The sequence below is a fragment of the Pseudomonas sp. Kh14 genome, assembly GCF_900291005.1.
In the GTDB taxonomy this organism is placed as follows: domain Bacteria; phylum Pseudomonadota; class Gammaproteobacteria; order Pseudomonadales; family Pseudomonadaceae; genus Aquipseudomonas; species Aquipseudomonas alloputida.
In genome coordinates this window covers 1-239 of the sequence record NZ_OLKJ01000295.1, presented here as the reverse complement: position 1 = coordinate 239, position 239 = coordinate 1, and the positions used below count along the sequence as shown (strand labels likewise).

Annotated in this window: 1 pseudogene; it reads left to right on the top strand. The window is 67.4% G+C overall.

Features of this window, described 5'->3' with window-relative positions:
* Positions 1 to 239: pseudogene (locus FQ668_RS28180) on the top strand (EamA family transporter); the annotation flags it as partial.

Sequence of the window (239 nt, the reverse complement as noted above, 5' to 3'; positions counted from 1 at the left end):
GCTGTTGATCGGCCCGTTGCTGGGGTTGCGCTGGCCGCGCAGTCGCGGGGCCATCCTGCGGGCCCTAGGCACTGGCTGTGTGCTGCTCGGCGCTTACCAGATCTTCTACCTGCTGGCGCTCGATACCGATGTCACCCCCGGCATCATGGCCACGGTGATGGGGGTACAACCGATCCTGACCGTGGTGCTGATGGAGCGCCAGCGCTCCTGGAGCCGCTTGTTCGGCCTCGGGTTGGGGC